Raw genomic sequence first — 24,044 nt, 5'->3', positions numbered from 1 at the left:
TCACTTGAGCAGCTCCCGGCACACCGGTTTGTCGTGGGGCACGCCGAGCAGTTCGCAGAGGGTGCCGCACAGCTCGGTCTGCAGCGGCTTGGCGACCGGGTCGAGGCTGAACGCCTCGCCGAAGACGAACAGCGGTACTTCGCGTTCCTCGGCCAGCAGGCCGTTGTGCGAGCGGTCGTTGTTCATGCCGTGATCGGCGGTGACCAGTACCTGGTAACCCTCTTCGAGCCAGGTGCGCAGGTAGTCGGCCAGGAGGATGTCGGCGCTGCGTGCGCTGTTGCGGTACTGGCTGCTGTCCAGGCCGTGGCGATGCCCGGCGTCGTCGATGTTCATCGGGTGCACCAGGAGGAAGTTCGGTGCATGACGGCGGCGCAGGTATTCGGCGTCGGCGAACAGGTGCGAATCGGGGTAGTGGTCGGCGTAGTAGAACAGCCCGTGCTGGATCGGCAGCTTGGGCGCGTGGGTGTGGCGGTCGCGCAGCGGGTCGAAGGGCGAGCGGTTGTACAGCTCGCTCATCCAGTGATAGGCCGCCGCTGCCGTGCCCAGGCCGGCTTCGCGGGCGTAGTGGAACACGCTGCGCTGGTTGGACAGGCGGTTGACGTTGTTGTGGACGATGCCGCTGTCGATGGGCGCGACACCGGTGAGGATGCATTCGTACAGCGGGCGCGACAACGACGGTAGCTCGCACTCGACCCGGTACAGCGCTGCGCGGTCAGCTTCGACATAGGCATGCAGATGGCCCATGGCGTGGTGTGCGACCTGATGGTTGAGGCCATCGAGCAGGACCAGGATGACGTTGTGGTTCATAGGGACTCCGCAATTGTGGCTGACCTCATCGCTGGCAAGCCAGCTCCCACAGGCACTGCATACACCGGACCTTGTGGGAGCTGGCTTGCCAGCGATCGGGGCGGCAGGGGCTGCCTGACGCCCCCAAAGGGTTCACTCCATCTCGATGATCACTTGCTCCTGCCACAGCTGTGGCAGCTTCTTGGAGGTCGCTTCCCACGCCGGCGCATCCTTGATCGGCTGCACCGCCTTGTACTGCTCGTTGGGCAGCAGCTTGGCCTGTACCTCCGCCGGCAGTTTCAGGTGCTCGGCACGGATCGGCCGGGCGTGGCCTTCAGCCAGGTTGATCTGCCCGGCATCGCTGAAGATGTACTCGCGGGTCAGCTTGGCGGCGTTGGGGTTTTTCGCGTACTTGTTGATGATCGTGGTGTAGCCGGAGATCACCGAGCCGTCAGACGGGATCAGCACCTCGAAGCGTTTCGGGTCGATCTGCTGGCGGTAGCTCAGGCCGTTGAAGTCCCAGACCACACCGACTTCGATCTCGCCCTTCTCCAGGGTCTGGATGGTCGGGTTGGCCAGCGACAGGCGCTTTTGCTGGGCCAGCTTGGTGAACAACTGCAGGCCCGGTTCGATGTTTTTCTCGTCGCCCTTGTAGGCAATGGCGGCGGCCAGTACGCCGTTGGCGGCCTGGGCGGCGGTACCGACGTCACCGATGGCGACTTTGTACTTGCCTTTTTCCAGGTCATGCCAGGTTTTCGGCATGTCTTGTTCCTTCACCAACTGTTTGTTGATGATGAAGGCGATGGTGCCGGTGTAGGCCAGGGCCCAGTGGCCGTCTTTATCCTTGGCCCAATCCGGGATCTGCGCCCAGGTGCTTGGCTTGTACGGCTGGGTCACGCCCTTGGTCACGGCGATCGGGCCGAAGGCGGCGCCAACGTCACCGATGTCGGCACTGGCGTTGTCTTTTTCAGCCTCGAACTTGGCCACTTCCTGGGCCGAGCTCATGTCGGTGTCGATGTGCTTGAGGCCGTATTTTTTCGCCAGGTCGTCCCAGGTGCCTTTCCAGTTGGCCCAGGCATCGGGCATGCCTACGCTATTGACCACGCCTTCCTTGCGGGCAGCGTCCTCGAGGGCCTTGAGGTCGGTGTCGGCGGCCATGGCCGTGGTGCACAGAGCAATGCTCGAGCCTAACAGTGACGCCAGAAAAAACTGTTTCATCCGAAGCTCCTTGATGGGGTGCCTTGCAAAACGCGAATGGTGTTGTTGGACGTTGTTGCGGTTCGGTTGGTCTAGGTCAGCAATACCTGAGCCAAGGTAGGCCTGTTGCATGACAATTTGATGTCCAGGCGTGCTGCCGGCTAGGGCTTGGGGCCCTGAAAATCAAGCGTAGACCACCCTGGCTGTCATCTGGCATTCATCTGCAGTGCCTAGGCTTGCACTATTCTCATAGCCCTGAAGGCGCCAAAAGTGGGCGCTGCCGGTGCTGGACTAGTCCAGATAGGTAACCTTTGATGCAGCCACTGCCACCGCGAGCAGTAACAGCCATCTGTCATGCCCTGCAGGAGCAGATCGAGCATGGCCTCCTGTCGCCCGGCTGCAAGCTGCCGGCCGAACGCAAGCTCAGCGAGGTGTTCGACACCACGCGCATCACCCTGCGGGAAGCGCTGGTGCAACTGGAGGCGCGCGGCTTGATTTACCGCGAGGAGCGGCGCGGCTGGTTTGTCGCGCCCGAGCGGCTGACCTACGACCTGATCGAGCGCAGCCATTTTCACGCCATGGTCCGCGACCAGGGCCGCGAAGCGCGCACCGAGCTGTTGTCGGCGCGTCTGCAACCGGCGGCGGCAGCGGTGTGCGCACGGTTGCAACTGGCGCCGCTGTCGAGTGTGATTCAGATCTGCCGGTTACGCCGGATAGATGGCCGTGCGGTGCTGTATGCCGAGCACTACCTGAACCCCGACTACTTCCCGGGGATTCTTGAACACGACCTGAGCCAGTCGCTGACCGAGCTTTATGCGCGTCGCTATGGCATCGAATACGGCCGGGTGCGTTTCGAGATTTTGCCCACCGCCTTGCCGGTGGCGGCGGCCACCGCGCTCAAGGTCTCGGCCGGCAGCCCCGGCCTGCACATCACCCGGGTCAACAGCGACCAGCACGGGCGGCTGATCGACTGTGACCTTGAGTACTGGCGCCATGACGCGATCCGCATCAAGGCCGAAGCCGGTTAGGCCTTGGTGGGGGTTTCGCTGAACGGGGTGCTGGCGTCGGCGGTGATCACCTGCACGCTCAAGCGCGGGGTGGCCAGGTCCAGGCCAGCTTCGTCGAGCTGACGCTTGAGCGCCAGGTTGAAGGCCCGCGACACTTCCCACTGCTTGATCGGCGCGGTCTTGAAGCGGGCACGCAGGATTGCCGAACCCGACTCGAAGCTCTCCACGCCTTGCAGCTCCAGCGGCGACCAGATGTTGCGGCGCATCAGCGGATCGTTGCGCATCTTCTGCCCGACATCGCGGATCAGGGTAATGGCCTGGTCGATGTTCATGCTGTGCGGGATGGCCACGCGGAAGATCGCGTAGCCGAACTCGCGGGAGTAGTTCTTGATGCTTTTGATTTCGCTGAACGGGATGGTGTGGACGATACCGTCGATGTCGCGCAGGCGCACGGTGCGGATGGTCAGACCTTCGACCGTGCCCAGGTGGCCGCCGACATCGACATAGTCGTCGATGGCCAGGGAGTCCTCGATGATGATGAACAGCCCGGTGATCAGGTCGGCAACCAGCGATTGCGCACCAAAACCGATGGCCAGGCCGATGACACCGGCACCGGCCAGCAACGGGGTGACGTTCATGCCCATGTTGGCCAGGGCGACGATCACCGCAATGATGAAAATCGCCACGAACAGCACGTTGCGGATCAGCGGCATCATGGTTTGTGCGCGGGCGTTGGCCAGGCCCTTGCGCGAGCGGGTCAGGGCGTGGTGCACGGCGGTGTCGGAGAGAATCCAGACCAGCCAGGCGGCGATCAAGGTGCCGGCCAGGCCGAACAGGCGCACCGCCACTTCATGGCCTTCGCCTTCGGCAAAGCCGATCAGCGAGAAGCCCCAGACGCGCAGACCGAGTTCGATGAACACCAGCCAGATGCTCAGGTGCACCAGGGTGTAGCCGAAGCTTTTCAGGCGCTCCGAGTACACCGCCTGGCGGCGGTTGGCCCGTTGCGGCTTGAGTGCGTGGCGGCGGACCAGGCCGTTGATGACCATGCACAGGATCACCAGCACCGTGCACATCAGCGACTGGCGCAGGGCGGTGCTGGTGTCGCCAGCGGAAATAAAGGTGGCGAACAGCGAAATCGCCACCAGCACCAGCGCTGGCAGGTACCAGAAAGTGCCGAGGATTTCGATGGTGTCGCTTAGCGCCCGGCGGGTCAGGCGCCGTGACAGCGGCTGGTTGCGGATCAGGTGGGCAATGGGCCGGCGAAAGCGCAGGATGAACAGCCCGGTGGACAACCCGGCGAGGATGTTGGCCAGGGTCGCCAGGGTGTGCGACAGGTGATCGCCCAGGGCACCGGCCATGCGCGGGTCGTTCATCGCCTCGCCGAAGGCGGCGAAGCTGCCAATCAGCCACAGCGGGCGGAAGGCCTGGTGGCGGAGGATGTGCAAGGCGCGGTGACGGTGCGGGCCGTCGAGCAGGGAGAAGGCGATGACGCAGATCGCCGAGAAGCAGGTGCCCACCACCAGCGCATAGGCCAGGACCATGGCCATCGACTTGCCCAGCGACGAGGGCAGGGCGAAGCTCAGGTACACGGTGATCACCAGCGCCACCAGCCAGGGCCCGAGCTTGCGCAGGGCAAAGCGCACCAGGTCCCAGGTGCGTGGATGTTGCGGCAGTTCTTCGGTGAGGCCAAAGCGCAGGCGCAGCTGGTGGCCGACCCAGTTCAGGGCGTAGGCCAGCAGGCTCCACAGGGCAATGATCGCGGCAAAGCCGAAGAGGATCGGCGGCCATTCGTGCCAGGGCACCAGGCGGGCGTCGAGCTCGATCTGCGCCAGCTCCAGTTCGCGGGTCCAGCGGTTGAACGGGCTGGCCTCGCCACTGAACTGTTTTTCCAGCTCGTTGAAGGTGCTGCCGATCAGGCCCAGCACGCCTTGCTCGGCACTGGGTTGCGCTTGCTTGGTACTGTCGCGCAGTTTTTTCAGGTCGGCCAGCAGCTTGCTGCGTTGCTGGTCGTTCTCCAGGGTCTTGATCACTTCGTCCAGCGACTGGCCCAGGGGCTCCGTGGCTTCGGGCTGGGCCTTGCTGCCGCCGCCGAGCAGGCCCGGCAGGCCGGCGGCGTGCGCTGGCGCTATGAAGAGCAAGGGTAGGAGCAGGAGAACAACGCGGAAAAAGGCAGGCACCGGACAATCAACCTCAAAACGATCAATCGCCCGAGTGTAGTGTATTTGTCAGTTGAGTTTCTCGAGGATCTTCCAGCACATGATGCCGATCATGCCCAGGGTACCGATCCACATCATCAGCACGCCGATATTGCGGTCGCGCAGGTTGAAGCCCACGGTCAGCAGGATCAGGCCGGCGATGACTGGAAGGAACAGGGATTGGAAGGCTGACATGCGGCAAGGTCCTTGTGCTTGAGAGTTATGGCTCAAGCATAGCGGGAATCGCCGGGGTGGGGGTTGATCGGGGTCAGGCTGGTGGGCCTCATCGCTGGCAAGCCCGCTCCCACCGGTTCGGCATGTGGGAGCTGGCTTGCCAGCGATGCAGGCGCCGCGCAGTTACGGCAGGTCGCGGCTGTGATAGAACGCCGTCAGCACCTTGACCAGATGCGCCAGGTCATGGCTGCCGCACAGTTCGCGGATCGAGTGCATGGCGAAGGTCGGCAGGCCGATGTCAACGGTGCGCACGCCCAGATGGCTGGCGGTGATCGGGCCGATGGTCGAGCCGCAACCCATGTCGCTGCGCACCACGAAGCTCTGCACCGGTACTTCCTCGGCCATGCACAGGTGGCGGAAGAAGCCGGCGGTTTCGCTGTTGGTGGCGTAACGCTGGTTGTTGTTGACCTTGATCACCGGGCCGGCATTGAGCTTGGGTCCGTGGTTGCCGTCGTGCTTCTCGGCGTAGTTGGGGTGCACGCCGTGGGCGTTATCGGCCGAGACCAGCAGCGAACGCTGGATCGTGCGGACAAAATCGTCACCGTCGGGCAGCAGGCGGCGCAGGGTCTGTTCGAGCATCGGGCCGTCGGCGCCACAGGCCGAGCAAGAGCCCACCTCTTCGTGGTCGTTACATACCAGCACGCAGGTTTCATCGCTGTCGGCAGTGAGCAGCGCCTGCAGGCCTGCATAGCAGGACAGCAGGTTGTCCAGGCGGGCACCGGCGATGAACTCGCCGTGCAGACCGACCAGGGCGGCGCTCTGGGTGTCGTAGAAACTCAGTTCGTAGTCCAGCACCACATCGGCGTTCAGGCCGTGCTCGCGGGCCAGTTGGTCGGTGAGCAGGGCGCGAAAATCCACGCGCTCGTCACCGGCGACCTGGGCCAGGATCGGCGGCAGTTCGGTCTGCGGGTTGATTGCCCAGCCTTCGTTGGCGGTACGGTTGAGGTGGATCGCCAGGTTCGGGATCACCGCGATCGGCAGCTTGAAGTCGACCAGCTGGCTTTCGACCTTGCCATCACGGCGGAAGGTCACCCGCCCGGCCAGCGACAGGTCGCGGTCGAACCACGGCGCGAGCAGGGCGCCGCCATAGACTTCTACGCCCAGTTGCCAGAAGCCCTGGCGTTGCAGCTCGGGCTGCGGCTTGACCCGCAGGCACGGGCTGTCGGTGTGGGCGCCGACCAGGCGGATACCGTCGAGCAGCGGCGAGTGACGGCCGAGCTTGAAGGCGATGATCGAGGAATCGTTACGGGTAACGTAGTAGCGACCGCCGGCCACGGTGGCCCAGCTGTCGCGCTCGTCCAGGCGCTGGTAACCGGCGGCATCGAGGCGCTGGGCCAGGGCGGCGGTGGCATGGAACGGCGTAGGGGAGGCCTTGAGGAAGTCGATCAGGCCTTGATTCAGTGCATCGCGCATAGGTCACTCCAGACAGCAGTGGCGGCATTTTAGCGGGTGAGCTGCAAGCTGCAAGCTGCAAGAGGCGGCGCAACTCGATGCAGGGTGACTGCTTGAAGCTTGAAGCTTGAAGCTTGCCGCTGGCGCCGTCAGAACGGCGCCGGACACTCGAAGCGCAGCCGCTCCCCGGAAACCGGATGGGTAAAGCTCAGCATGCTCGCGTGCAGGCACAACCGCTCGTGGGCCGCCAGCGCCTCGGGGCAGGCATACAGGCGATCGCCCAGCAGCGGGTGACCGATCGACAGCATGTGCACGCGCAACTGGTGCGAGCGCCCGGTGATCGGCGTCAGCTCGACCCGGCAATGATCGCCACAGCGCTCGACGATACGCCAGAACGTCAGGGCATGCTTGCCTTGCTCATGGTCGACCACGTGGCGCGGCTTGGTCGGCGGGTCGTAGCGCAGCGGCAGGTCGATGCTGCCGCTGTCCAGCTCCGGTTGGCCCCAGCACAAGGCGGTATAGGCTTTTTCGGTTTCACGGTCGTGAAACTGGCGGGACAGTTCGCGGTGACTGTCGGCGTCGCGGGCCAGCAGGATGATCCCCGAGGTTTCCCAGTCCAGGCGATGGACGATCAGGGCATCGGGGTAGCCGTTTTCCTGCAGGCGGGTGATCAGGCAATCCTTGTTGTCTTCGGCCCGGCCCGGCACGGACAGCAGCAGGGTCGGCTTGTTGACCACCAGGATGGCGTCATCTTCATGCAGGATGTGAACGTTGGACAGCGGCATTGCGTGTTCCAAAATAGTTGTGGGAGCGGGCTTGCCCCGCGATGCGATATGACTGACAGATCGCTATCGCGGGGCAAGCCCGCTCCCACAGGGTGCTCGAAAACGCTATCAGCGATCGGGCAGGGTGATGTTGAGTTCCAGGATCGAGCAGCTGCCCTGGTTTTCCAGAGCGACCTGCACATCATCGGAGCCGATGTTGACGTACTTGCGGATCACTTCCACCAGTTCCTTCTGCAGGGCTGGCAGGTAGTCCGGAGTACTGCGCTGACCGCGCTCGTGCGCCACGATGATCTGTAGACGCTCTTTCGCGACCGAGGCGGTGCTTACTTTTTTGCTGGCACGAAAGAAGTCAAAAAGGTTCATTGGTTAGTTGCCTCCAAACAGGCGCTCGAAGAATCCCTTCTTCTTCACATCAAGGAACCGATGTTCCACGTTTTTGCCCAGCAGGCGGTCAACGGTATCGCTATAGGCCTGGCCAGCATCGCTCTGGTCGTCAAGGATCACCGGCACGCCCTGGTTGGATGCCTTGAGCACCGCCTGGGATTCCGGAATCACGCCCAGCAGGGTCACCGAAAGGATTTCCTTGACGTCTTCGACGCCGAGCATTTCGCCCTGGCTGACGCGCTCGGGGTGGTAGCGGGTGATCAGCAGGTGTTCCCTGATCGGGTCTTCGTTGCGTTCGGCGCGGCGCGATTTGCTCGCCAGCAGGCCCAGCATACGGTCCGAGTCACGTACCGAGGAGACTTCCGGGTTGGTCACGACGATCGCTTCGTCAGCGAAGTACATGGCCAGGTGGGCACCTTTCTCGATACCGGCCGGCGAGTCGCAGACCACGTATTCGAAGTCCTCTTTGAGCTGCATCAGGACTTTTTCCACGCCTTCCTGGGTCAGCGCGTCCTTGTCGCGGGTCTGGCTTGCGGCCAGCACGTAGAGGTTTTCAAGGCGCTTGTCCTTGATCAGTGCTTGCTGCAGGTTGGCTTCGCCGTTGACCACGTTGACGAAGTCGTATACCACGCGGCGTTCGCAGCCCATGATCAGGTCGAGGTTACGCAGGCCGACGTCGAAGTCGACAATGACAGTCTTGTGGCCGCGCAATGCGAGGCCGGTACCAATAGCGGCGCTGGTGGTGGTCTTACCCACACCACCCTTGCCGGATGTAACCACGAGAATCTTGGCCAAGGTGTTTCACCCCTAAAGAAAAGGACGTCGAGTCCCAAAAAATACAAAAAACGGCAACATCAAAAAAAGTTGCGCAGAAAATGGCGGCAAGTATCCGTTAAAGACGGGTGATGTTCAACACGTCACCGGACAGGCTGACCTGCACCCCTGCCCCCCACAGCGGATCGCGGCGCAGGTCTTCGGAGACCTTGTATTGCCCGGCGATCGAGACCATCTCGGCGGTCAACTGCTGGCAGAAGATCCGCGCCCGGGTGTTGCCCTTGATCCCGGCCAGTGCCCGCCCACGCATTGCACCGTACACATGGATGTTGCCATCGGCGAGAAGTTCCGCCCCCGGGCTGACCGACGACACCACCACCAGGTCGCCGCCCTGGGCGTAGATCTGCTGGCCGCCGCGTACCGGCGTGGTGATGATCTTGGTCGGGCGGATGCTCGGTTCCGGCGGTGGCGGCGGGGCCGGGGCCGGCTCGGGCTTCTTCACTTCCGGCTCTGGCTCCAGCGGCCGCTCACGGGCACCGGACGGTGGCAGCACCGGCAGGTCGATGGCGATCGCTGCGGCGATGTCTTCGATTCGGCTGGCACGGATGGCCAGGGTGCGCAGGCCGTGATGGCGGCAGACGCGCATCAGCCCGGGCAGGTCGACTGCGCCTTCGCCGGCCGGGAGCTTGTCCAGGGCCAGCACCAGCGGGGTGTTGCTGAAGAAATTCGGCGCCTGGGCCACCTTGGCCGCCAACTGCCGGTCGAGGCCTTCGAGGTTGTTCCGGGCAAGCTCGAGCACGGTAATGGCGAGCATGCTGCCCTTGAGCTGGAACACGGGGTCTTGGTCTGGCGTTTGGGTTTGGCTCATGGTCTGCATTAGGGCGGCTTGTTACGAAAAAGTGCCCAGACTTATAACGAGAACACCGGTTGGCCGCAACCCGTGCCGAACCGTTGTAGAATGCCCGGCCCTTGTCTTTCCGGAATCTTTAATGGATCGCCCGCGTTTTCGTCGTTACTTTCTGCACCCGCGCTTCTGGCCGCTGTGGCTGGGCCTGGGCCTGCTGTGGCTGATCGTGCAGCTGCCATACCGGGTATTGCTGGTGATCGGCCGTGCCCTGGGGGCGCTGATGTACCGGGTGGCCGGCGAGCGCCGCTACATTGCGGCGCGTAATCTGGAGCTGTGTTTCCCCGAGCTACCGTCCGTCGAACGGCAGCGTCTGCTCAAGGAAAATTTCGCTTCCACCGGCATCGCCTTCTTCGAAATGGCCATGAGCTGGTGGTGGCCAAAGGCCCGGTTGGCGCGCCTGGCGCACATCGAGGGGCTTGAGCACCTGCAGGCCGCCCAACGTGATGGCCAGGGTGCCATCCTCATGGCCCTGCACTTCACCACCCTGGAGATCGGCGCTGCACTACTGGGCCAGGAGCACACCATCGACGGCATGTACCGCGAACACGGCAACCCGGTGTTCGATTTCATCCAGCGCCGTGGCCGCGAGCGGCACAACCTTGATTCGCTGGCGGTGGAGCGTGAGGACGTGCGCGGCATGCTCAAGCTGCTGCGCGCCGGGCGCGCCATCTGGTACGCACCGGACCAGGACTACGGCGCCAAGCAGAGCCTGTTCGTGCCGCTGTTCGGCATCGAGGCGGCGACCGTCACCGCGACGACCAAGTTTGCCCGGCTGGGCAAGGCGCGGGTGATTCCCTTCACCCAGCAGCGCCTGGCCGATGGCAGCGGTTACAAGCTGGTGATCCATCCGCCGCTCGCAGACTTCCCTGGCGAGACCGAAGAGGTCGATTGCCTGCGCATCAATCAATGGATCGAAGCGGCCCTGCGTGAATGCCCGGAGCAGTACCTGTGGGCGCATCGGCGCTTCAAGTCGCGCCCGCCAGGGGCGCCGAAACTCTACGAAAAACGGCGTTGAGGCTATCGCTGGCAAGCCAGCTCCCACAGGGTCGAGCCAGCCCTGAAGCTGTGGGAGCCGGCCTTGCCGGCGATAGGGGCGACACAATTGGCGGGAGGAACCCATGGCAGCAAAACCGATCACCGGCTTGATCCTCTCCGGCGGCGGCGCCCGCGCCGCCTATCAGGTCGGTGTGCTGGCCGGCATCGCCGACCTGTTGCCGCCGGGTGCGGCCAATCCCTTTCCGGTGATCGTCGGTACCTCGGCCGGCGCCATCAATGCCGTGACCCTGGCCAGCGGCGCGATCCACTTTGCCGACGCCATCCGCCGCCTGACCAGCTTCTGGCAGGGCTTTCGCAGCCATCAGGTGCTGCGCAGCGACTGGCCCGGAGTGATCCGCCAGGCCAGCCGTTTCGTTTGCCACAACCTGCTCGGCCTCGGCACGCCAGTGCCGGTGGCGCTGCTCGACAGCTCACCCTTGCGCAAGCTGCTCAACCAGCACCTGGACATGAACGGCATCGACCAGGCCATCGAGCGACAGCACCTGCATGCCGTGGCGGTAACCGCCTTCGGTTATGAGTCCGGTCAGGCGGTGACCTTCTACCAGGGCAGAGGTGCTATCGATCCCTGGCTGCGCCACCGGCGGATCGGCCTGCCGACCCGCCTGAGCGTCGAACACCTGCTGGCAAGTTCGGCGATCCCGTTGCTGTTCGCGCCGATCAAGCTTGGCGAGGAGTTCTTCGGCGATGGCGCGGTGCGCCAGTCGGCGCCGATCAGCCCGGCGCTGCACCTGGGCGCCAGCCGGGTGCTGGTGGTCGGGGTCAGCGGCAACCCGCAGCGGCCCACGGCAGGCGACCTGCAACCGCGCATCTTCAGTGGCCAGCAACCGAGCCTGGCACAGATTGGCGGGCACATGCTCAACAGTACGTTCATTGACAGCCTGGAAGACGATATCGAGTTGCTGCAGCGGCTCAATCACCTCAGCCACCTGATGCCGGAACACCTGGAGCGCCGGCGTTTGGGCCTGGCGCCGGTCGAGGTACTGGTGGTTGCGCCCAGCCAGCCCCTGGATGAGATCGCCGCCCGCCACCGGCGTGAATTGCCTGCCGCCTTGCGCCTGTTCCTGCGTGGTCCGGGGGCGACCAAAACCAGCGGGGCGGGGGTACTCAGCTACCTGCTGTTCGAAGCCGGCTACTGCAGCGAACTGATCGAACTCGGGCGCCGCGACGCCTTGGCCAAGCGCCGCGAACTGTGCACGTTTCTTGGTCTGCCGCCGCTCAGCTGAAGCCGCTTACTCGGCGATCTGCAACTTGCGCGCTTCGGTGTAGACGTAGCGCACCTTCTCGTACTCGAACGGCGAGTTCAGCTGGCCATAACGGAAACTGGTGGTGTAGCGCTTGTCGATGGCGCGCAAGGCCAAGACTTCCGGGTGGTTGCTGCTGACCTCGGCGACATTGAGAAAGTTGATCCAGTTCTCGGCGCTGTAGTCCACCACCAGGCCACCGGTATCGCGCAGGTTCGAGGGGCCGAGGATTGGCAGCATCAGGTATGGGCCGTCTGGCACACCGTAGAAGCCCAGGGTCTGGCCGAAGTCCTCGCTCTGGTGCGGCAGGCCCATCTTGCTGGCCGGGTCCCACAGGCCGGCGACGCCGATGGTGGTGTTGAGCAGCAACCGTGCGGTGATTTCCATCGAGCGCTTGCCCTTGAACTGCAGCAGGCTGTTGAACAGGTTCGGCACATCGCCAACGTTGCTGAAGAAGTTGCTTACGCCACTGCGCACGAAATGCGGGGTGATGTAGCGGTAGCCATTGACCACCGGCAGAAATACCCATTGGTCGAAGCGGTAGTTGAAGTGATAGATGCGCCGGTTCATCGATTCCAGCGGGTCGTAGACGGTCAGCGCCGCCAGGGTCGAGCGTTCGAATTCGCGCTGGTCCAGGCCCGGGTTGAATTTCAGTGCCTTGAGCGGCTCGGTGAAACCATCGCTATCGACGTTATTGGCTTCGATGACGCTGGCGCGCGGCGCGGTTTCTTCAACCGCCTCGGCCATGCCACAGGCCAGCAGCGCGCTAATGATCAATAGGCGTTTAACCACGGAAGAACTCCAGCATGTCGTCGCTGTTGACGCGGTAATTGAGGTTGCCGCAATGGCCGCCATGAGGGTACAGGGTCAAGCGCTCGCCAAAGGCGCTACGCAGGAACCCCAGGTCGCCAGGGCCAAGGATGACGTCGTCGGCGTTATGCATCACGGCGATTTTCGGGCTTTGCTGCAGGTAGTCCTTGAGTGCATAGAGGCTGACCTGGTCGACCAGTTGCAGCAGGCTGCCGCCGTCGGTGCGGGCGCGCCACATGGGGATTACCTGCTCGGTCAGGTAGCAGTCGAAGTCGCATTGCAGGGCCCGCTTGAAGAACGGTGTGAGGCTGCTGCCTTCGGTGATCGGGTACTTGGGCGGGATGATCAGGCCGCGGCGGTTGATCAGGTCGGAGGTAAAGGCGATATCGGCCGCCGAGAAGCGGAACGAGGTCCCGATGACCATCGCCATCTGCTCATTGGACAGGTGCTGGCGTGACTGCTGGAAGTCGTAGAGCAGGGCATCGTTGAGGTCGATGTAGCCCTTCTGCTGGAAATAGCGGGTCAGCTTGTTGAGCACCAGCTCATAGAACGTCGTGCTGTTGTTGACCCCCTTGACCTCGGTCTGCACCAGCTTGTCGAGGTTGCTGATCGAGGTGTAGAGGTTGACCGGCGGGTTTAACAGCAGCACGCGCTTGAAGTTGAAGCTGCGCCGGGTCTCGTCCAGGTGGCTGACGAATGCGGCGTCCAGGGCGCCGAGGCTGTAACCGCTGAGGTAGTACTCGCTGACCGGCAGGCGCGGGTGCTGGGCGCGCACGCCCTGCATCACCCGGTACAGGTCTTCGGCATCCTCCTTGGTCACCCCGGGGGTGGCATAGCGCGAGGCGGCGGTGATGAAGTCGAAGCTGGTCGGCGACGACAGCTGCACCACGTGATAGCCAGCTTTGTAATAGAGCTTCTTCAGGTATTCGTTGATGCTGCTGGAGTAGGGCGCGCCGGTGCCGGCGATCAGAAACATCAGCGGCGCTTCGTGGTCCTGGCGGGCCAGGCGGTACTTGAGCTTTTTGACCGGCCAGAAGTTGTCCGGCAGGGTGAAGGCCCGCTCCGGACGCAGGTTCAGGCTGTAGTCGGACTGGGTGATGTCGTCGTCGCTGGGCAGTTCCGGGCGCAGCTCCGGAGGCGTCGTGGCGATGGTCGCCTCGAACGGGTTGGTCAACGGGTAGCCGTAACTGGCGGCGTCGATGGTTTGTGCCCAAGCGCACGCACTCGAGATAAGGCCGCCCAACAGGGCAGCGAGGCGCAGAGAACGAAGCATGACGGATCCCCAAAAATGCAGCGGCAAAGTGCGTTACGCAGGCTAGGACCATGATGGCCCTGGCAAAGTTGCCTGGCGCTCCGGCATTTATCGTCCCAGATGTTGCCGATGCCCGTTGAGGATACGCAACATTTGGTTCCACTTATCTACAGGACAAAGTAGTTGAGGCTGGCGCTTTTGCCTTGCATAGACGCCTCGGACGATTATGCTGGGCGCCGATTTCACGTTTCTGGAGTGTCGCATGTCCCGTCGTTTACCGCTGATCGCTTTGCTGGTGTTCCTGCCTTTGTGGCTGGCGGCAAGCTATGGGCTGCGCTATGTGCTGATGGAGGACGCCCACTGGCTCGCCACCTGCGCCGATCAGGCACAATTGTGGGGCTGCCAGGCGCGCTCGGTCATGGGCTTGATGATTCACTTCAGGCTGCTGGCCTGGTCGGCCCTGGGCCTGGCGCTGCTGGCCACGCTGGTGCCTGGGCGCGCAGGTTGGCGCCTGGGGGTGGCGGCGCTGGTGTGCGGGATTCCGGCGCTGGTGTTGTATACCGCGAGCATTGCGGTGTTCGCGGTGGTGCTGGCGGGGTTGCGCCTGGTGCGGCGCTCCAGCTGACATTGCGGCGCTGCCATCGCTGGCAAGCCAGCGCCCACAGGGTCTGTTGTGGGAGCTGGCTTGCCAGCGATGGGGTGCGAAGCAGCCCCGGTTACTGCTGAAGCCGAACCCTCAGGCTGCGCCACAACGCCGCCACCATCAGTACGCTCACCCCGGCCCAGACCAGCGCTTGCTGGTTGCTCAGCCCTTCAAGGAACAACTGCGGGGCAATGCCGCCGCCAACGATCAACGCCAGCAAGGCTGCTTCGGCCCGGCGTGCCGGTACCGGCCGCAACAGGTACACGACCGCTGGCAACAACAGTGCCGGGCTCGGGAAACTGCGATAGCGCGGGTCGAACACCAGCGCCAGCATACTCACCGCCGCCGCAAAACCTGCCGCCAGCAACCACCCTCCGGCACGTGCTTCAAGCCAGGCGAAGGCGCGCCCACGCCAACCCTGACGCTGCGACAACGCCAGCGCGCCATGGGCCAGTACCAGCAGGTTGAGGCCCGCCAGCAGGAGCGCCCAGATCCACTCTCCGGCAAATCGGCTATTGATTCGCACCATTTCGCCCCACAGGCCCAGGCTGGCGGCGCCCAGTGCCGCCAGCAACGGCACCAGCAAGGCCGCGCGGGTACCGCGCACACGCCCGGCCAGCAGCAGGGTGGTGGCGAATAGCGCAACACCGACGCCCAGCCACTGCGGCCAGAACGCCAGGTTGCTCACCGGCCCTTCAAGGATGCCCTTGTCCTGGCGATCGGCGTCATACAGGCCCCAATAACCGCCTACGGCGCCTTCGCTGGCACGTTTCCACGGTTGGTCGAAGGCTTCGATCAGGTTGTACTTCCAGCCCTGCTGTTCGGCCATGGCCACGAAGCCACGGATGAAACGCGCTTCGTTGACCCGGCTGGGCAGGGCGGTTTCGCGCTGGCGGCCTTCGCTCGGCCAGCCGGTTTCGCCAATGACGATGTCCTTGGGCGCGAAGCGGTTGCCGAACACCTGGCGAATCTCGCCAACGTGCACCAGGGCATCGTCGATGCTCTTGGGATCATCTTCCCAGTAGGGCAGCAGGTGGATGGTCAGGAAGTCCACCGTCGGGGCGATCTCGGGGTGTTGCAGCCAGAACTCCCAGACATCGGCGTAGGTCACCGGCACGCTGACCTGGCTTTTCACCTGGTTGATCAGCGCCGCCAGTTGCGGGCCGGTGACCTCCTTGCGCAGCAGGGTTTCGTTACCGACGATCACCGCCTTGACCACATCCGGGTTGGCATTGGCCGAGGCGATCAGGGCCTTGACCTCCTTTTGCGAATCCACCGGGTTGGCGTTGATCCAGGCGCCGAGCATCACCTTCAGGCCATGCTTGCGGGCCAGGTCCGGGATCGCCTCAAGCCCGGTCATCGAATAGGTACGGATGCACTCGAAGCGCTGCGCCAGCAAGGCCAGGTCCGCGTCCATGCGCGCCGGGCGCAGCTGGAACGGCTGGTCGAAGGGTGATTGGTCCTTGTCGAATGGCGTGTAGGAGGCGCACTGCAGCTTGTGTGAAGCGCTGGCCGCATCCGGCAGTACCACCGGTTTGCCCAGGCCGTACCACAGGCCCCCCAGGGCAAACAGGCCCAGTAGGCAGGCGAACAGGTAGGGTAAAAGCGGGAAGCGCGCAGTCGAGGACATGGATCGGACCGTCTGGGAACAAAGCCGGCAATAGTACCTGCAAATGGCTCAGGCCAAAGCCTTGGGCGGCAAAGTTAGCCGCGGTGGATGTTGCTTGGTGTAACGATCCACGTTGCTGGCGATGTGATGTCGTTTCTCGTTGCCTTGAGGTCGTTACCAGAGCAGGTCAGCAACCATGCGCGGTTGATGATGCAGCTTCCGTGACGTGACGAGGGGATGCTTGGATGAAAATGCGACGACTCCTGGGGGTGGGCACCGCCCTGGTAATGGCCATTGGCGCGGGGCAAGCGCTGGCCAAGGAAGTGAGCATCGGCTATGTCGATGGCTGGTCCGACAGTGTGGCGACCACTAACGTCGCCGCCGAAGTCATCAGGCAGAAACTCGGCTATGACGTCAAACTGCAGGCCGTGGCCACCGGCATCATGTGGCAGGGGGTGGCTACCGGCAAGCTCGATGCCATGCTCTCGGCCTGGCTGCCGGTAACCCATGGCGAATACTGGACCAAGAACAAGGACAACGTGGTCGACTACGGCCCCAACTTCAAGGATGCCAAGATCGGCCTGATCGTCCCCGAGTACGTCAAGGCCAACTCCCTGGCCGACCTCAAGGCCGATGACAGCTTCAAGAAGAAAATCGTCGGCATCGACGCAGGTTCCGGCGTGATGCTCAAGACCGACCAGGCGATCAAGGACTATGACCTGAGCGGCTACAAACTCCAGGCCAGCTCCGGCGCGGCGATGACCGCAGAGCTGGGCCGCGCCTATGCCAAGCAGCAATCGATCGCGGTGACCGGCTGGGTACCGCACTGGATGTTCGCCAAGTGGAAGCTCAAGTTCCTCGAAGACCCCAAAGGCGTGTATGGCGCTGCTGAAACCGTCAACAGCATCGGCAGCAAGGAACTGGACAAGAAAGCCCCGGAAGTGGCGGCATTCCTGAAAAACTTCCAGTGGCAGTCCAAGGATGAAATCGGCGAGGTCATGCTGGCCATTCAAGAGGGCGCTAAACCCGAGGCCGCAGCCAAGGACTGGGTAGCCAAGCACCCGGAACGCGTAGCACAGTGGACCGGCAAATAATGGCCTAAGGCTTCTATCTGGCACCTTCCAGGGCCGCGGCAGCGAAAACGCTGTCGCGGCCCTTGTCGTTTCAGGCTGTTACCGATTCGGTAAAAGAGTTTTGCATCTAAGACTAAGGTCGTCTGGAGTGCGTCCGAAGGCAGCATAAAGTGGAGTGGGTTCTACCTAATCTGTGCTGCGAGGACAAAAACAATGAACGACAGCATTTATCTCTCGATACAAAACAGCCCGCGGTTCAAGGAGCTGGTTTCAAAACGCGAACGCTTCGCCTGGATTCTCTCGGCGATCATGCTCGGTCTCTATTCCGCCTTCATCCTGTTGATTGCCTATGGCCCGCATGTATTGGGTGCCAAGCTCAGCCCTGACTCGTCGATCACCTGGGGTATTCCCCTCGGCGTCGGTCTGATTGTCTCGGCCTTCATCCTCACGGCCATCTACGTGCGTCGCGCCAACGGCGAGTTCGACGAGATGAACAAGGCGATCCTCAAGGAGGCTCAGCAATGATCCGGCGTCTACTGGCAACCCTGGCCTTCGGCGTTTTTGCACCCGCCGTCTGGGCCGCTGACGCCCTCACCGGCGCGGTGCAGAAGCAACCGTTGAACGTGTCGGCGATCGTCATGTTCGTCGCCTTCGTCGGTGCCACCCTGTGCATCACCTACTGGGCATCCAAACGTAACAAGTCCGCCTCTGACTACTACGCCGCCGGCGGGCGCATCACCGGTTTTCAGAACGGTCTGGCGATTGCTGGCGACTACATGTCGGCAGCCTCTTTCCTGGGTATTTCCGCCCTGGTGTTCACCTCTGGCTACGATGGCCTGATCTACTCGATCGGTTTTCTGGTCGGCTGGCCGATCATCCTCTTCCTGATCGCCGAACGCTTGCGTAACCTGGGCAAATACACCTTTGCCGACGTCGCTTCGTACCGCCTTGGGCAGAAGGAAATCCGCACCCTGTCGGCCTCCGGTTCGCTGGTGGTGGTGGCCTTCTACCTGATCGCGCAGATGGTTGGCGCCGGCAAGCTGATCCAGTTGCTGTTCGGCCTCGACTACCATGTCGCGGTGATTCTGGTCGGCATCCTGATGTGCATGTACGTGCTGTTCGGCGGCATGCTCGCGACCACCTGGGTGCAGATCATCAAGGCCGTGTTGCTGCTCTCCGGTGCCAGCTTCATGGCGCTGATGGTGATGAAGCACGTCAACTTCGACTTCAACGCGCTGTTCTCCGAGGCGATCAAGGTTCACCCCAAAGGTGAAGCGATCATGAGCCCCGGTGGCCTGGTCAAAGATCCGATCTCGGCGTTCTCCCTTGGCCTGGCACTGATGTTCGGTACCGCCGGCCTGCCGCACATCCTGATGCGCTTCTTCACCGTCAGCGATGCCAAGGAAGCGCGCAAGAGCGTGCTCTACGCCACGGGCTTCATCGGCTACTTCTACATCCTGACCTTCATCATCGGCTTCGGCGCGATCCTGCTGGTCAGCACCAACCCGCAATTCAAGGACGTCGCTGGCGCCCTGATCGGCGGCAACAACATGGCCGCGGTACACCTGGCCAACGCGGTAGGTGGCAGCGTGTTCCTCGGCTTCATCTCGGCAGTGGCCTTCGCCACCATCCTGGCAGTGGTTGCCGGCCTGACCCTGGCCGGTGCTTCGGCGGTCTCCCACGACCTGTATGCCAGCGTGATCAAGAAGGGCAAGGCCAACGAGAAGGATGAAATCCGCGTCTCGAAGATCACCACCATCGCCCTGGGCGTACTGGCGATCGGCCTGGGTATCCTCTTTGAAAGCCAGAACATCGCGTTCATGGTTGGCTTGGCGTTCTCCATCGCTGCCAGCTGTAACTTCCCGGTACTGCTGCTGTCGATGTACTGGAAGAAGCTGACCACCCGTGGCGCCATGATTGGCGGCTGGATGGGCCTGGTCAGTGCGGTGGCGCTGATGGTTCTCGGCCCGACCATCTGGGTGCAGATTCTCGGCCACGAGAAGGCGATCTACCCGTATGAGTACCCTGCGCTGTTCTCGATGCTCATTGCCTTTGCCGGTATCTGGTTCTTCTCGATCACCGACAAGTCCAAGGCCGCCGATGATGAACGGGCGCTGTTCTTCCCACAGTTCGTGCGCTCGCAGACTGGCCTGGGTGCCAGCGGTGCGGTGTCTCACTAAGTAGGCAAAAGGCAGCCTTTGGCTGCCTTTCCAGCCACAAGCCACAAGCCGCAAGTTGAAGCCGTACGCGTACTGCTTTGACTTGCGGCTTGCCGCTTATGGCTTGCAGCTTTTCTATATCTTGCCGAGCAATAACAGGATCAACAGGATGATCAGCACCGTACCGATGATGCCGGATGGCCCATAGCCCCAACTTCTGGAGTGCGGAAAGACGGGTAAGCCACCGATCAACAGCAGAATCAGGATGATGATAAGTATGGTGCCCATGGCAGTTTCCTTGTTTGGCTTGAGAAGTAGGCGTTACGCTGCAATCCATCTCTTCGGTCATGTGTTTCATGCCCGCCTGTTAATTCCGACTGCTGCCAGTGGCTAAAAGTTTTATCGGTTGTTAACACGCCACTTTCACCGCTGTTTGCCCCGCCCATTCAGCATCCTGATACAGCGTGGGTCGCGGCCTTGCCTTCGCTACACTGGCCTGAACTTTCCAGAACAGTACAAGGCAGCCTGCTATGCAAAAGCGCATGATGATTACCGGTGCCGGCTCAGGGCTTGGGCGCGAAATTGCCTTGCGCTGGGCGCGCGAGGGGTGGCGGTTGGCCCTGGCCGATGTCAACGAGGCCGGCCTCAAGGAAACCCTGGCGCTGGTACGCGAAACTGGCGCTGACGGCTTTGTGCAGCGCTGCGATGTGCGCGACTACAGCCAGTTGACCGCCCTGGCCCAGGCCTGTGAAGAAAAGCTCGGTGGTATCGATGTGATCGTCAACAACGCCGGGGTGGCCTCTGGCGGCTTTTTCGCCGAGCTGTCGCTGGAAGACTGGGACTGGCAGATCGCGATCAACCTGATGGGCGTGGTCAAGGGCTGCAAGGCCTTCCTGCCGCTGCTGGAGCGCAGCAAGGGCACGATCATCAACATCGCTTCGATGGCGGCCTTGATGCAAGGCCCGGCGATGAGCAACTACAACGTTGCCAAGGCTGGTGTGCTGGCCCTGTCGGAAAGCCTGCTGATCGAGCTGCGCCAGCATGAGGTCGCCGTGCATGTGGTGTGCCCGTCGTTCTTCCAGACCAACCTGCTCGACTCGTTCCGCGGTCCGACCCCGGCAATGAAGGCCCAGGTCGGCAAGCTGCTGGAAAGCTCGCCGATCAGCGCCGCCGATATCGCCGACTACATTCACCAGCAAGTGGCCGCCGGCGAGTTCCTGATTCTGCCCCATGAACAGGGCCGTGAAGCCTGGAAGCTCAAGCAGCGCACCCCGCAGCTGCTCTACGACGAAATGGCCAGCATGGCCGAGAAAATGCGCGCCAAGGCCCGACCGTCCCAGGCTTGAGCGTCGGCATCAGGTATTCTTGGCCATCCCTTGAACAGCCTTGAGTACCTGGTGTGATCAATTACCTGTGGTTTTTTCTCGCGGCGGTCTTCGAGATCGCCGGTTGTTATGCCATCTACCTGTGGCTGCGCCTGGGCAAGAGCGCTTGGTGGATTGCCCCGGCCCTGCTCAGCCTGTCCCTGTTCGCCCTGATCCTCACCCGGGTCGAGGCCGCTTACGCCGGGCGCGCCTATGCCGCCTATGGCGGTATCTACATCGTCACATCGTTGCTCTGGCTGGCGCTGGTCGAGCGAGCCCGGCCGCTGGGCAGTGACTGGATCGGCGCGCTGCTGTGCGTGCTGGGTGCCAGCATCATCGTGCTCGGACCACGTCTACAGACTGCCTGAAGGGTCTAAAACAACAAGAATCTGTAGGCAAAATCGCCTAGTTGGGTGGGATCTGTCTAATTAGTTGTCAGAGCATTGAAGGCGTCCGGCGCCCCGTGCAGTCTCCGAACTTCCTGATTTGTGGAGGATCGGAGCATGTTGGTAATAGGCCGCGAAATAGGCGAAATCATCGCCATTGACGATCACATCAAGATCAAGGTGTTGTCGGTGGACGGCAATACGGTGCGCTTTGGCATCAGTGCCCCCCGGCACGTCGAGGTGCACCGGGCAGAGATCTACAAGCGCATTGTCGAGCAGTTGGCCAAGCAGGTGGTGGCCGGCTGAATCAATCGAGCAGTTCCCTGGGCACGTCGTGCTTGGCCAGCAGCTGGCATTGCTGGCTGTCGAGATCAAACAGGATGAATGCCTGTTTTTTTGCCAGCGCCTGGCGTACCCGCAGCACGCGGGTTTCCAGCGGCGTGTCGTCACCGTTGTCGGTGCCGTCGCGGGTGACGAAATCCTCGATCAGGCGGGTGAGGGTTTCGGCTTCCAGTTGGTCGTAGGGAATCAGCATGAACAGGACAGGTCTGGCGAAAAGGTACTGCCATGCTACGCGAAACCTGTCCTGGCTGTGTAGGCGCTAATGCTTGTTGCCGACCAGGCTGTCTAATCCGCACATAAGTCCTTAAGACGGAGCCGGGCCGGTCAGCTTTTAGCGTGTGGCTTGCCGCTTGCCGCTGCATTTTTGCTTCTGACCAGATCACGCAACATGAAGCGATTCGGGTGGCACGCTTCGGCGACGGCGCGAGGCACTGGCAGCGGCGCGTTGTCGGCCCAGGCGGCGATCAATTCGCCAGAAAGTGGCGCGGTGATCAGCCCGCGCGAGCCATGGCCGCTGTTGATGAACAGGCCTTCGAGCCAGGGGCAGGGGCTGTCGGGGATCTGCCGGGCATCCCGGGCCAGCACGGCGTAAACCTCGTTGAACTGCGCCTGGTCGGCCAGCGGGCCGACAATCGGCAGGTAGTCGGGGCTGGTGCAGCGAAATGCGGCGCGGCCCTGCAACGCGTGCGGGTCGAGGTCGTGGGCGCCCAGGCGCTGGGCCAGGTCGCTGGAGATCGCTTCGAGCAAGCCGAGGTTACCGACATGCTCGCCAGTGGTGGGCGTCAGGTCGGTGCTGTGGAAATCGAAGCTGGCGCCGAGGGTGTGCTCGCCATTGCGCGGTGGTGCCACGTAGCCGTCGGCACAGACCACGGTGCTCAAGGCCTGGCTCTGTGCAGTAACCGGCAGGCGGGTGATCTGGCCACGAATCCGCTTGAGCGGCAGCCCGGCGCAAGGCTCGAAGCTATGGATCTCGGCGGCGGTGGCGAGTACCACCAGCGGTGCGCTGGCCAGCAGCTTTTCACTTTCCCAGGCTTGCCACAGGCCGTCGACCTTGCGCAGTTGCAGCACCTGATGATGGGGCAGCAGGGTGATGTTCGGGTGCTGCAACTGGGCCTGGCACAGCGCCGGCGGATGCACCCAGCCGCCTTCGGGGTAGAACAGCCCGCCACTGCCCAGGGCAACCCCGGCCAGCTGCTCGGCCTGCTCGCGGTCCAGGCGTTGCAGCAATTGCGGGTTGAAGGCCTCGGCCAGTTGCTGCTGGCGTTGGTCTTCCTTGGCATCGAACGCCAGTTGCAGCACCCCGCAGCCATCCCAATCCTGCCCGCGCTGCAGGCGTTCGAGCAGCCGCCTTGTGTAGCCGAAACCGCTGAGGATCAAGCGCGACAAGGCCGTGCCGTGCGCGGATAACTTCAGGTACAGCACCCCTTGCGGGTTGCCCGAGGCTTCCGCCGCCGGCGTTGCATGGCGCTCCAGCACTTTCACCTGCCAACCGCGGGCGGCAAGGCTGGCGGCGCTGGCGCAACCGGCCAGGCCGGCGCCGATCACCAGCGCCTGGCGCGGCCCTGGCAATACCGGCGGGCGGGCAAACCACGGTGCGCTGGCGGGCGGCAGTGGCTGCTCGGCTGGCCGGCCATTGAAGGTCCCGCGCAGGATTTCCCATTTCTTGCCGATGCCGGGAATGCGCTTCATGGTAAAGCCCACGGCGATCAGGCCCCGGCGCACCCAGCCAGTGCTGGTGAAGGTGCCGAGGGTGGCCGTGGGCGATGACAGCCGGCCGATCTGGGCGAACAGTTCCGGGGTCCACATTTGCGGGTTCTTGGCCGGGGCAAAACCGTCGAGGAACCAGGCGTCGACCTGGGCATCGAGCTGCGGCAATTGCTCCAGCACGTCACCGATCATCAAGGTCAGGCGCACCCGGCCCTGCTCGAACACAAACGGCTGGAAGCCTTGGTGCACCGCCACGTACTGAGCCAGCAACTGGCTGCTGAACGGCGCCAGTTGCGGCCACAGAGCCAAGGCGCGGCCGAGGTCGGCGCGGGTCAGGGGGTATTTTTCGACGCTGATGAAATGCAGCCGCGCATCACGCGGGGCGCACTCGGCAAACAGCTGCCAGGCGCAGAAGAAGTTCAAGCCGGTACCGAAGCCGGTTTCACCGATCACCAGGCACTGGCCCGGCTGCAGCGCAGTGAAACGCCGGCGCAGGTCGTTCTGGTCGATGAACACATGACGGGTTTCCTCCAGGCTCTGCTCCTTGGAGAAATAGATGTCGTCGTATTGGCGCGAGTGCGGTCGGCCTTGGTCATCCCAGTCGATCTGGGCGTATTGGGTTACTTCGGTCATGTTCGGCTCAGCGTTGGCAAGAGGGCCATTTTAGCTGATCGGTGCCAGGCTGTTTGACCTGCGGCAGGCTTTGTTTTGTACCGACAAAGGTTTTTACAATCCGCTAGT

At 62.9% G+C, this 24,044-nt stretch carries 25 protein-coding genes; 10 read left to right on the top strand and 15 right to left on the bottom strand.

Annotated elements, in window-relative coordinates:
- Together PspR32_RS19145 and PspR32_RS19140 are read right to left on the bottom strand one after the other, a co-directional pair.
- On the bottom strand, positions 1–807 hold the full coding sequence (locus tag PspR32_RS19145; protein WP_010224202.1) for an alkaline phosphatase family protein: 807 nt from the start codon (positions 805–807) through the stop codon (positions 1–3).
- Positions 808–939: 132 nt separating this feature from the next.
- The gene (locus PspR32_RS19140) at positions 940–2,004 is read right to left on the bottom strand and encodes an ABC transporter substrate-binding protein (protein WP_010224201.1); all 1,065 of its coding nucleotides are present in this window, start codon (positions 2,002–2,004) and stop codon (positions 940–942) included.
- 293 nt (positions 2,005–2,297) lie between these two features.
- On the opposite strand from PspR32_RS19140, the gene phnR reads away from it, so the two are divergent.
- Complete coding sequence (gene phnR, locus PspR32_RS19135; RefSeq protein ID WP_010224200.1) at positions 2,298–3,011, top strand: phosphonate utilization transcriptional regulator PhnR; 714 nt, start codon at positions 2,298–2,300, stop codon at positions 3,009–3,011.
- On the opposite strand, the gene PspR32_RS19130 is transcribed toward phnR, so the two are convergent.
- From PspR32_RS19130 to minC, 7 genes are all read right to left on the bottom strand, one after another.
- A complete protein-coding gene (locus PspR32_RS19130) occupies positions 3,008–5,167 on the bottom strand; it encodes a mechanosensitive ion channel family protein (RefSeq protein WP_010224198.1) in 2,160 nt (719 codons plus the stop codon). The two genes, phnR and PspR32_RS19130, sit on opposite strands and share 4 nt — an antisense overlap.
- Before the next feature lie 48 nt (positions 5,168–5,215).
- Positions 5,216–5,380 (bottom strand): hypothetical protein, encoded by a 165-nt coding sequence (locus PspR32_RS26210; protein ID WP_010224196.1) that lies wholly within the window; start codon positions 5,378–5,380, stop codon positions 5,216–5,218.
- A 162-nt stretch (positions 5,381–5,542) separates the two neighbouring features.
- Positions 5,543–6,832: a M18 family aminopeptidase gene (locus PspR32_RS19125; protein WP_010224194.1), complete on the bottom strand. Its 1,290-nt coding sequence runs from the start codon at positions 6,830–6,832 to the stop codon at positions 5,543–5,545.
- Between the two features lie 128 nt (positions 6,833–6,960).
- The gene (locus PspR32_RS19120; RefSeq protein WP_100782145.1) at positions 6,961–7,596 is read right to left on the bottom strand and encodes an RluA family pseudouridine synthase; all 636 of its coding nucleotides are present in this window, start codon (positions 7,594–7,596) and stop codon (positions 6,961–6,963) included.
- A gap of 108 nt (positions 7,597–7,704) precedes the next feature.
- Entirely contained in the window at positions 7,705–7,959 is a 255-nt protein-coding gene (gene minE / locus PspR32_RS19115) for a cell division topological specificity factor MinE (RefSeq protein ID WP_010224188.1), read from the bottom strand.
- Between the two features lie 3 nt (positions 7,960–7,962).
- Positions 7,963–8,775, bottom strand: coding sequence for a septum site-determining protein MinD (gene minD / locus PspR32_RS19110; RefSeq protein ID WP_010224187.1), 813 nt, complete (start codon positions 8,773–8,775; stop codon positions 7,963–7,965).
- A gap of 97 nt (positions 8,776–8,872) precedes the next feature.
- Positions 8,873–9,622 (bottom strand): septum site-determining protein MinC, encoded by a 750-nt coding sequence (gene minC, locus PspR32_RS19105; protein ID WP_010224186.1) that lies wholly within the window; start codon positions 9,620–9,622, stop codon positions 8,873–8,875.
- A 121-nt stretch (positions 9,623–9,743) separates the two neighbouring features.
- On the opposite strand from minC, the gene PspR32_RS19100 reads away from it, so the two are divergent.
- Together PspR32_RS19100 and PspR32_RS19095 are read left to right on the top strand one after the other, a co-directional pair.
- Positions 9,744–10,676 carry a lipid A biosynthesis lauroyl acyltransferase gene (locus tag PspR32_RS19100; protein WP_010224185.1) on the top strand — a complete coding sequence of 311 codons (933 nt, stop codon included), beginning with the start codon at positions 9,744–9,746 and terminating at the stop codon, positions 10,674–10,676.
- Positions 10,677–10,779: 103 nt separating this feature from the next.
- Positions 10,780–11,940 (top strand): patatin-like phospholipase family protein, encoded by a 1,161-nt coding sequence (locus tag PspR32_RS19095; protein WP_159389026.1) that lies wholly within the window; start codon positions 10,780–10,782, stop codon positions 11,938–11,940.
- 6 nt (positions 11,941–11,946) lie between these two features.
- Here the strand turns inward: PspR32_RS19095 and PspR32_RS19090 are convergent, their stop codons facing one another.
- Positions 11,947–12,705 carry an MlaA family lipoprotein gene (locus tag PspR32_RS19090; RefSeq protein WP_302184141.1) on the bottom strand — a complete coding sequence of 253 codons (759 nt, stop codon included), beginning with the start codon at positions 12,703–12,705 and terminating at the stop codon, positions 11,947–11,949.
- 37 nt (positions 12,706–12,742) lie between these two features.
- Positions 12,743–14,041, bottom strand: coding sequence for a hypothetical protein (locus PspR32_RS19085; protein WP_010224181.1), 1,299 nt, complete (start codon positions 14,039–14,041; stop codon positions 12,743–12,745).
- A 241-nt stretch (positions 14,042–14,282) separates the two neighbouring features.
- On the opposite strand from PspR32_RS19085, the gene PspR32_RS19080 reads away from it, so the two are divergent.
- Positions 14,283–14,645 (top strand): hypothetical protein, encoded by a 363-nt coding sequence (locus PspR32_RS19080; protein WP_010224179.1) that lies wholly within the window; start codon positions 14,283–14,285, stop codon positions 14,643–14,645.
- A 91-nt stretch (positions 14,646–14,736) separates the two neighbouring features.
- Here PspR32_RS19080 and PspR32_RS19075 read toward each other — a convergent pair whose 3' ends face one another.
- Positions 14,737–16,293 (bottom strand): glycoside hydrolase family 17 protein, encoded by a 1,557-nt coding sequence (locus PspR32_RS19075; protein ID WP_036996560.1) that lies wholly within the window; start codon positions 16,291–16,293, stop codon positions 14,737–14,739.
- A 224-nt stretch (positions 16,294–16,517) separates the two neighbouring features.
- Between PspR32_RS19075 and PspR32_RS19070 the strand changes: the two genes are divergently transcribed.
- The 3 genes from PspR32_RS19070 to PspR32_RS19060 all read left to right on the top strand — a co-directional run bounded on the left by PspR32_RS19070 (position 16,518) and on the right by PspR32_RS19060 (position 19,525).
- A complete protein-coding gene (locus PspR32_RS19070) occupies positions 16,518–17,366 on the top strand; it encodes a glycine betaine ABC transporter substrate-binding protein (protein WP_010224175.1) in 849 nt (282 codons plus the stop codon).
- A gap of 192 nt (positions 17,367–17,558) precedes the next feature.
- Entirely contained in the window at positions 17,559–17,870 is a 312-nt protein-coding gene (locus tag PspR32_RS19065) for a DUF485 domain-containing protein (protein WP_010224173.1), read from the top strand.
- A complete protein-coding gene (locus tag PspR32_RS19060; protein ID WP_010224171.1) occupies positions 17,867–19,525 on the top strand; it encodes a cation acetate symporter in 1,659 nt (552 codons plus the stop codon). The genes PspR32_RS19065 and PspR32_RS19060 overlap by 4 nt, the downstream gene beginning before the upstream one ends.
- A 114-nt stretch (positions 19,526–19,639) precedes the next feature.
- Here the strand turns inward: PspR32_RS19060 and PspR32_RS19055 are convergent, their stop codons facing one another.
- Positions 19,640–19,792, bottom strand: coding sequence for a DUF3309 family protein (locus PspR32_RS19055; protein WP_010224169.1), 153 nt, complete (start codon positions 19,790–19,792; stop codon positions 19,640–19,642).
- A 242-nt stretch (positions 19,793–20,034) separates the two neighbouring features.
- On the opposite strand from PspR32_RS19055, the gene PspR32_RS19050 reads away from it, so the two are divergent.
- The 3 genes from PspR32_RS19050 (at position 20,035) to csrA (ending at position 21,560) form a co-directional block, all read left to right on the top strand.
- Positions 20,035–20,850: an SDR family oxidoreductase gene (locus PspR32_RS19050; RefSeq protein ID WP_010224167.1), complete on the top strand. Its 816-nt coding sequence runs from the start codon at positions 20,035–20,037 to the stop codon at positions 20,848–20,850.
- 53 nt (positions 20,851–20,903) lie between these two features.
- The gene (locus PspR32_RS19045) at positions 20,904–21,236 is read left to right on the top strand and encodes a YnfA family protein (RefSeq protein WP_010224166.1); all 333 of its coding nucleotides are present in this window, start codon (positions 20,904–20,906) and stop codon (positions 21,234–21,236) included.
- A gap of 135 nt (positions 21,237–21,371) precedes the next feature.
- Entirely contained in the window at positions 21,372–21,560 is a 189-nt protein-coding gene (gene csrA, locus PspR32_RS19040; RefSeq protein ID WP_159389025.1) for a carbon storage regulator CsrA, read from the top strand.
- Between the two features lies 1 nt (position 21,561).
- On the opposite strand, the gene PspR32_RS19035 is transcribed toward csrA, so the two are convergent.
- The gene (locus PspR32_RS19035) at positions 21,562–21,789 is read right to left on the bottom strand and encodes a YheU family protein (RefSeq protein WP_010224164.1); all 228 of its coding nucleotides are present in this window, start codon (positions 21,787–21,789) and stop codon (positions 21,562–21,564) included.
- Positions 21,790–21,920: 131 nt separating this feature from the next.
- A complete protein-coding gene (gene mnmC, locus PspR32_RS19030) occupies positions 21,921–23,936 on the bottom strand; it encodes a bifunctional tRNA (5-methylaminomethyl-2-thiouridine)(34)-methyltransferase MnmD/FAD-dependent 5-carboxymethylaminomethyl-2-thiouridine(34) oxidoreductase MnmC (RefSeq protein ID WP_159389024.1) in 2,016 nt (671 codons plus the stop codon).
- Between the last annotated feature and the right edge of the window lie 108 nt (positions 23,937–24,044).

This window comes from Pseudomonas sp. R32 (genome assembly GCF_009866705.1).
Taxonomy (GTDB): Bacteria; Pseudomonadota; Gammaproteobacteria; order Pseudomonadales; family Pseudomonadaceae; genus Aquipseudomonas; species Aquipseudomonas donghuensis.
Note: the sequence above shows the minus strand (reverse complement) of the source record. Positions and strands in the feature narration are given on the sequence as shown.